The 7,413-nt window shown below is 70.4% G+C and carries 9 protein-coding genes; 7 read left to right on the top strand and 2 right to left on the bottom strand.

What is annotated here, in order from left to right; translation table 11 throughout:
- Nucleotides 1-394: 394 nt before the first annotated feature.
- Together AOK24_RS00210 and AOK24_RS00205 are read right to left on the bottom strand one after the other, a co-directional pair.
- Entirely contained in the window at nt 395-943 is a 549-nt protein-coding gene (locus tag AOK24_RS00210; RefSeq protein WP_079056601.1) for a UTRA domain-containing protein, read from the bottom strand.
- A 13-nt stretch (nt 944-956) separates the two neighbouring features.
- Complete coding sequence (locus AOK24_RS00205; protein ID WP_055717969.1) at nt 957-1,733, bottom strand: GntR family transcriptional regulator; 777 nt, start codon at nt 1,731-1,733, stop codon at nt 957-959.
- 662 nt (nt 1,734-2,395) lie between these two features.
- Here AOK24_RS00205 and AOK24_RS00200 point away from each other — a divergent pair.
- The 7 genes from AOK24_RS00200 to traB form a co-directional block, all read left to right on the top strand.
- Nucleotides 2,396-2,659 carry a DUF6284 family protein gene (locus tag AOK24_RS00200; protein ID WP_055717968.1) on the top strand — a complete coding sequence of 88 codons (264 nt, stop codon included), beginning with the start codon at nt 2,396-2,398 and terminating at the stop codon, nt 2,657-2,659.
- A complete protein-coding gene (locus tag AOK24_RS00195) occupies nt 2,659-2,940 on the top strand; it encodes a DUF6303 family protein (protein WP_055717967.1) in 282 nt (93 codons plus the stop codon). The genes AOK24_RS00200 and AOK24_RS00195 overlap by 1 nt, the downstream gene beginning before the upstream one ends.
- Nucleotides 2,937-3,977, top strand: a complete 1,041-nt coding sequence (locus AOK24_RS00190) for a hypothetical protein (RefSeq protein ID WP_055717971.1) — start codon at nt 2,937-2,939, stop codon at nt 3,975-3,977. The genes AOK24_RS00195 and AOK24_RS00190 overlap by 4 nt, the downstream gene beginning before the upstream one ends.
- The gene (locus tag AOK24_RS00185) at nt 3,977-4,315 is read left to right on the top strand and encodes an RRQRL motif-containing zinc-binding protein (protein WP_055717966.1); all 339 of its coding nucleotides are present in this window, start codon (nt 3,977-3,979) and stop codon (nt 4,313-4,315) included. The genes AOK24_RS00190 and AOK24_RS00185 overlap by 1 nt, the downstream gene beginning before the upstream one ends.
- A gap of 36 nt (nt 4,316-4,351) precedes the next feature.
- Entirely contained in the window at nt 4,352-4,870 is a 519-nt protein-coding gene (locus AOK24_RS00180; RefSeq protein ID WP_055717965.1) for a hypothetical protein, read from the top strand.
- Nucleotides 4,870-5,415 (top strand): plasmid transfer protein TraA, encoded by a 546-nt coding sequence (traA, locus tag AOK24_RS00175; RefSeq protein ID WP_055717964.1) that lies wholly within the window; start codon nt 4,870-4,872, stop codon nt 5,413-5,415. The genes AOK24_RS00180 and traA overlap by 1 nt, the downstream gene beginning before the upstream one ends.
- 18 nt (nt 5,416-5,433) lie before the next feature.
- On the top strand, nt 5,434-7,413 hold a 1,980-nt coding region (traB, locus tag AOK24_RS00170), incomplete at its 3' end, for a plasmid transfer protein TraB (protein WP_055717963.1).

The raw sequence follows: 7,413 nt of genomic DNA, 5'->3' as shown, positions 1-7,413 counted from the left end.
GCTGGTGCATCCCCCGTCGCCAGCGACCGGGTCTTTTTGCTGCCCCAAAAACGCACCGAACACGAAGAAGGCGCCTCCCAAAGGGAGACGCCTTCTCGACGATGTGGGGCTAACAGGATTTGAACCTGTGGCCTCATCCTTATCAGGTCGGTTACGGGGTGTCGAGTGCGTTGGCCAACGCACTGCTGACCTTGACGACGTGTCCGTGGGCGTCCGGCGCCGACCGCACCTGTTCGCTGCTGTTGGTGTCACCGGCTGATGTCATCAGCCGGGGCGAGTTTGACAAGAGCGCAGAGTTCCGCTAAGCGCCCCGTCGACCTGCGCCTTCGCTTCGCCTCACCAAACACAGAGCGGCCCGCATCCTACGATGCGGGCCGCTCTACTTGCTCAGCGCTCAGTCGATGGGCGGGCTGTAGCGCAGGACCCAACCGGGGCTGGGCCGGTGAACGGTGACCTCAACCGCGCGGCCGGCCGCCGTGTAGCCGGTGTGCGTGATCTGAAGCAGGTTGCTGCCGACCTCGACGCCGAACGCTTCCGCCTCAACCGAGGTCGTCTCGTAGAGGGTGACTTCCTCAATCACCTCGGTCTGCTCGAACCCCGCGTCGCGCATCCGGCTGATGATGCCGCCAAGGCCGGGATCGGGGTTCTCGACGCCGGCCGCTTCTGCGACGTCCACGGGGATGTACGAGTCGGCAAGCTGGACCAGGCGCTCACCGTCGTACATGTGCCGGGCACGGATCACGGTCTGAGCCGACGACTCGACGCCGAGAAGCTCAGCCACGTGCGCGGGCGCTGTGTCGCGACGGATCGCGGTTTCCACACGGGGCGCACCGCCCAGTCGCTTGATCTCGGTCTCGAACGCGCCACGACTTTCGCCGGCCTCGCGCCGCTCCGTGCGGTAGCGGTCCGTGGCGTCTCGGACGATGGCGGTGTTGCTGCTCACTTCGGTGTTCCTCTCAGACGGTCGGCAGGTCGATGGGCCACTCATAGCTGAGCGACCAGAGGGTGACCGGCATGACGTGCACGCAGACCTCTACGGCTCTGCCACTTTCGGTCAGGCCGACATGGGTGATCTCGTAGACCAACCTGTCGACCGAGACGCCGAGTTGCTCGGCTTCTTCCTTGCTCGGGGGTCGTACGTCGATGGACTCTCGGATGCTGGTCTGCTGAAAGCCGAGTTCGGCAAGGCGCGACTTGCTTCCGCCGTCGCCGGTGTCCTGCTGTTCAAGCTGCGTGCCGAACGCGACGTCGCCCGGGAAGTATGAGGTGGCCACCTGCACGACGGTGGCGTCGGCGCGCATGACACGCGCCCTCACGAGCGCCTTTGCCGAGTGGTGGATGTCAAGGATCTGAGCAACCCGCTTCGGGGGCCGCGCACGGCTGATCTCGGTTGCCGCAGACGACCTCATCCCGAGTCGGGCGATCTCTGCCGCGAACGCGCCCCGGGCGCCGGCTTCCTCGCGGGCCGACTTGATGTAGCGGCCCGTACCGTCTCGGTGGATCTTCCCGAGGATCGGGGATACGAAGGTGCCTTCACCCCGGCGGGAAATAATCAGACCCTCGTCTTCCAGCACGCGGTAGACGTCTCGTGCCGTCTGGTAGGCGACACCTTCCGATTCCTTGAGTTCCCGGACCTTGGGCAGCGCCGATCCCGGGGGGTACGCCCCCTGCTGGATCTTCGCGCGAAGCTCAGCGGCGAGCCGCTGCACCTTCGGCCCTTTGGCCTCATCCACGCATGACTCCCTTGCTCGTGTGACTCGTGGACCACAGTGTTACAGAACTAGTCCTAGAAGGGTAGCGGAGATCGCCACGCGGCCCGCAAGCGACTTCCAGGGCTTCTGAACTAGTTCTGTTGACACCTGCCTAGAGGCGTGCCTTAATCGTCTCAGCGCACCGCAGAACTAGTTCAGCGAAGCGCTAGAAGGGCCCTCCTTTGGGCTACTTCGAGCTGCACAACAACCGCAGAGCTCCCGGCGGTCTCGTGAGGACGAGAGCCCCTCTGAACAGGGGTTACCGCGCCGCCGGGGAGGGTCTGTTCCTTGAGAACTGCATAGGTGGGTCCCGTCTCCCCGAGTCGAAAAGACGGACCGCGCGGCACGAGCCGCGCCCTGTTGTCCCTGCTATCTGCGGGAGGTCGGCGTGAGCCGACGACAACCTAGGCGTCGCCGCGACGGACCGGCCGGCGGCGCCCGCACGACAAGCCGGTCCGTCTTCGGTTTCGCAGCGCTGATGCTGCGGCCGGTTGCCTCTCCCGCCCGTCCGACCTGCGCTTGATGCGCTGGTCGGACGGGCGGGAGTGCGGGGAGCCGGATGTTCCGACTTCAACGGCGAGCGGCTCCCGGGGTGCCTCCCGGGAGCCGCGACGGGCCGTTCCTACTGGAGAGGAACCAACCCAATGAGTCCCATCGTGACTGTCCAGGACGCCGTTACCGCGTTCGAGGACTGGATGGAGCCGACCGACGCGGAGTTGTCCGCGATCGAGGTCGAGATGCCGGTGATCCTGGCCGACGTCGAGTTGCTGGACGCGCAGATCGCGACGCTGGACCGCGTTCCGACCGTGCTGGACGCGCGGCGTCTGCGTCGGGCGCGGCGGCGGGCGCTGGCCGCGCGGGTCGAGCTGGCGAACCGGGGCGGCACGGTCGCGTCGGCGGTGGCCTGATGGCGGCCGTGTTCCGGGCGCAGATGTCCGTACGCAAGGGCCGGTGGCGCCTGTACGTGGCGCTGATGAACACGATCGCGCCGTGGCCGGAGTACGCGTTCGGCCCGCAGGTACCGACGTTCACGGACCGTGTGAACGCGCTCAGCGTCCTGGGGTTCGAGCCGCTGCCGGATGCCCGGTGGGAGTGGATCGAGGACAGTGAGGACCCCGACGACCCCGCGTCGCCGGTCGTCCTGATCGCCTCGGTCGACGTGCGTTCATGGCCGGGGGCGGGATCGTGAACGGTGTTCAGATCCGTTCGGCGGAACGGGCCCTGGCGGTGGGGACGTGGCTGATCGTGGGCGGCGCGATGCTGTACTCGGTCCTCACCGTCACCCCGCTCATGGCCGCCCACACCCCCGCCCGGTGGTCATGGACCGCGCCGATCCTCCCCCTGGTCGTCGACGCGGCGGTGGTCATCGTCGTGCGCCTGGACTCGGTCCTCGCCCGCCTCGGCGGGCACGGCGGACGCTGGCCCGTCGCGCTGCGGTGGATGACCGGCGGCATGACCCTCGCCCTCAACGTCGCGGACTCCGCACTGAAGAAAGACCTGGTCGGCGTGGCCGTCCACGCCGTCGCCCCGCTCCTGCTGATCGTCACCGCCGAGACCGGGCTCGCCTACCGGCGTGCGATCACCGCCGCCGTACAGGCGCTGGAAGAACGGCAGCGTGCGGAGCGCGAGCACGCCGAACAGGTGGTGCGGGAGCGGGAGGAAGCCGCCCGCCGGCAGGCGCGTGAGGAGCGCGAGCACGCGGCCAAGTTGGTGCGTGAACAGCGTGAACACGAAGCCTCCCTGGCTCGCGAGGCGGGTGAGCGTGAGGAGCGCCGGCGCCGTGAGGAGCGGGCCGACCAGGCCGCCCGTGAGGCTGCCGAGCGTGAGGCACTTGAACGCCGTGAACACGAGCGTGAACAGCGTGAACGCGACCGTGAACGCATCGAGCGGGAAGCCGCCGAACGCCGCGAGCGCGAGCGCCTGGCCCGCGAGGAACGTGAACGCGGTGAACGCGAGCGTGAACAGCGCGAGCGGGACCGTGAACACGCTGAACGCGAGGAGCGGTTGGAGCGCGAGCGCACCGCCCTGCTTCAGCGCGGTCCGGCGACCGTCAAGCTTCCCGGGGACCAGGCCCACGAGATCGTGAGCGCCGCGTTCACGCTCGGGCTGCCGGTGCGGTCGGCCGCGGAGCTGTGCGGCTGGTCGGTGGGCTGGGTCTCCACCCGCTACGCCGAACTCCGCGGTCCGGACGACGGCGGCGCCGAACTCGCGATCGCGAGCCGCTGATGGCCACGGTCCCGGTCTACCGCTGGCGCCTGGCCCCGGAGGGACTCGCCACTTACCGGCAGCTCCGCGCGCAGGGTCTTCGGCCCGGGGGTCAGGACGTGGTCGCGCAGATCGAGCGCCCGCGCCGCCGGCGTCCGCCCCTGGTCGGCTACCTCTACCGCATCGACGCCGCGAAGCCCGTCCGGCCGATGACGCCGGCGAAGTGGGCGGCGCTGGACAGGGCGAACACCGCCCGCCGCATCTGCCCGCAGTGCGGCACGGACGCCGGCTACGTCATCCCGCCCTCGCTCGGGATGTGCGCGCCGTGCGCCTTCCCCGAAGACCAGGCTGCGGCCTGACCTCCCCCCTTCTTCCACTCCTGTCAGGAGTTCTGCGTGTCCAACCGCACCCGTGCCCGCGCCGTGAAGTCGGCCGCGGGCGTCCACACCGTCAACATCCCCCGCCCGCGTGGCCGGCGCGGGGAACAGGTCGTCATCGTCGTCCCCGAACGCCCCACCCTCACCCGCCTCGCCGCCGGCTGGGCGGGCCACGCCCTGTGGAGCGCCCGCCGCACCCTCGCCCCGACCGCGCTCGCGCTGGCGGCCATGCCGCTGTCGGGCGTGCTGCACCTGCTGGCGTGGTGGTCGTCCCTCCTGCTGGCCCCGCTCGCCGTGGCCCCGGTGGTGTGGCTGCTGGTCATGCACCGGCGCCGCCCCGCGAAGGGATCGGTCGTCCTGTGGCGGGCCGGACTCGCCGCGCTCGCCACGGTCGCGGCCGTGTGGCTGAGCCTCGCGGCCGGCTTCGGCCCCCTCGCCGGACCCCTCCCGCTGCTGTGGCTGCTGACACTGATCGCCGCACAGGCCGTGTGGATCGCTGTTCGTCCCCGTCCGGCCCGTTCTGAGGAGAGCGTCTGATGGCCACCACCGGTTTCCCCGGCGGCGCGAACGGCGCCCAGGTCAAGAACTCCAGCAAGGTCAACAACAAGAGCTTCGGGGCCACGTTCTCCCCCGGGTTCACCGTCAACGTCAACGCCACCGGCGGCAAGAGCAACAGCGCCGGCGCCGCCGCCGGCGCACGGTCCGGCAGGCGGGGCGGGGTCCACCCCGAATCGCTCCTGCCCGCACCGGAGTTCACCTCGCCGGCGCAGGTGCGGCACTACTGCAACAGCCTGCGCGCCCTCTCCACCGGGCTGTCGTTCGAGCTGTCGATGGCCGCCGAGATCATGCAAGCGGTGCTGGCGCAGGTCCCCGACCCGAGCGGGCGGCCGTTCGGGTCGAGGATGCGGGCCCGCAAGGTGGCCCGCAAGCTCGCGAAGTCCGCCGACTCCTTCAAGGCCGCCGCCGTCAACGCCGCTGCCACCTACTCCCTGTTCCAGCAGGAGTTCCAGGAGGAGATCAACCGCGTCCGCCACCGCGCACGCCCCCGCAAGACCATCCAGATGAACTGGAACGACCAGTAGAAAGCGGGGTGTTCCGCCATGGCTGAACAGGACTCCGAGCGCCGGCACGAGGAACAGCTCACCGGCGCGTCCAACGCCTCCGGCGTCGGCGCCTACCTCTTCCACCGCGTCAAGCCCTACCTGCCCCCGTGGGTCGCGGTCGGCGGACTCGGCATCGCCGGCGCCGCCGGGTCCACGTTGTGGGAGGGATCGGCTGCTGCCGGCGTCGGCCTCACCCTCGCCTCGGTCGCGCTGACCGCCACGACGTGGTGGGCGGGGAAGTCGACGGGTGAGCAGCGCCGTCTGCACTCCGCGATCACCGTCGCCGCAGGATCGACGTGGGCGACGGCCGCATGCCTCGCCGGCCCCCTGGCCGGACCCATCCCCCACCTGTACGCGATGGGCGGCGCGGGCCTGGCCCTGTCGTGGAACATCCGCGCCGTGCTCCGCCGCAACGTCGACGGCACCGCCGAGGGCGCCGGGGACAAGGGGCTGCTGGAGAAGGTGGGTCTGGCCCGCACGACGCTGGGCACGGCGAAGGTGGAGCCGAACAAGGTCACCGTCCCCTACGCCCTCCCCGCCGGAGAGGGCACCAACGACGACATGGCCAAGGCGCTGCCGAGGATCGCGTCGGCGCTGGACGTCGCCCCGAACGCGGTGCGCTTCCGCCCCGACCCCGACTCCGCGCGCAAGGGCGAGCTGGTCATCGTCCCCGAGGACAAGCTGAAGGAAGTCGTGTGGTGGCCCGGCCCGTCCGCCCCCGGCGGCTCAATCGCCGAACCCCTGGTCATCGGCCGGTACGACGACGGCCGCGAACTCCAGCTCCCCGTGCTGGAAGCGCTGCACCTGCTCATCATGGGCGTCACCGGCTCCGGCAAGACCGAAGGCGCCCTCGACGTCCTCGCGGAAGTCCTCACCCGCCGCGACGTGATGGTGTGGCTGTCCGACCCCAAGCGCGGACAGGACCTCGGCGAGGCGTTCGGCGCCTGTGACTGGGTCGTCGACACCCCCGACAACGCGGCCGTGATGATCGAGGCCACCGCGCAGGCCGTCCCCGCACGCCAGAAGTGGCTGGGGGACCACGGCTACCGCTCCTGGTGCCCCGAAGCGGCCGACGTGCAGACCGACCCCGGGCACTCCTGCCGCACCGGTGGGGCGTGCGGGTGCGCGGGGATGCCGTTCCTGGTCACGTGGTTCGAGGAAGCCGCCAACACCCTGCGCGCCGTCGACGACGACGTGTTCACCGGCATCGCCCAAGAGGCACGGTCGGCGGGGGTGTGGCTGGTCATCTCCATGCAGCGCGCCTCCGGCTACCAGATCAGCACCGACACCCGCGCCTCCCTCCCCGCCTCCCTGTGCTTCGGCGTCGACGAACGCGACGCCGCGTTCGCCCTCCCGTCCGACGTCCTCGACGCCGGGGCGAACCCCGGGGCGTGGGGGAACAAGAAGCCGGGCTACTGCTACCTGGTCGCGCGGGGTGTCGACGACCCGCTGTGGTCGACCCCGTCCCGCACCTTCCGCAACGACCCCGTCGCCCTCGCCTGGGTCACCCGCGAGTTCGCCAGCGTCCGCGCCGACGTCGACCCCGTCACCGCCGGCGCCGCCGCCTCTATCGCCGGACAGCTCTACACCGGCCGCGACCGGACCGAGCACACCGGCCCTGTGCCCGCCGCGCGGCGGGAGTTGGAGGACACCGACGTGACCGAGGACGACGACACGACCAACGTACTCGTCGACCCCGAGGACGCCGGCATCGATCCTGAGGCCGAACTCCCTGACGACGAACCCGGCGACGACACCCCGATCTTCGGGCAGGAGTCGGGCCGCAAGCCGTCCCCGCAGGAGGCCCGTCGGCTGTTCGCGGACGCGCTCGCGGAGTTCGAGGCGAACGGCCAGATGATCGTGGGCCCGAAGGACTTCATCGAGTGGTGCGACCGCAACCGCCTCTCCCGCCCGTGGGTCTCCGAACGGTTGAAGGAAGCCGCCCTGGACGGCCGGCTGGAGCAGACGAACACCACC

The sequence above is a fragment of the Streptomyces niveiscabiei genome, assembly GCF_001419795.1.
GTDB classification, from domain to species: domain Bacteria; phylum Actinomycetota; class Actinomycetes; order Streptomycetales; family Streptomycetaceae; genus Streptomyces; species Streptomyces niveiscabiei.
Note: the sequence above shows the minus strand (reverse complement) of the source record. Positions and strands in the feature narration are given on the sequence as shown.

Coding starts and splice junctions, on each gene's coding strand:
- AOK24_RS00200 (WP_055717968.1), top strand. CDS start 2,396: ATGAGTCCCATCGTGACTGTCCAGGACGCCGTTACCGCGTTCGAGGAC.
- AOK24_RS00195 (WP_055717967.1), top strand. CDS start 2,659: ATGGCGGCCGTGTTCCGGGCGCAGATGTCCGTACGCAAGGGCCGGTGG.
- AOK24_RS00185 (WP_055717966.1), top strand. CDS start 3,977: ATGGCCACGGTCCCGGTCTACCGCTGGCGCCTGGCCCCGGAGGGACTC.
- traA (WP_055717964.1), top strand. CDS start 4,870: ATGGCCACCACCGGTTTCCCCGGCGGCGCGAACGGCGCCCAGGTCAAG.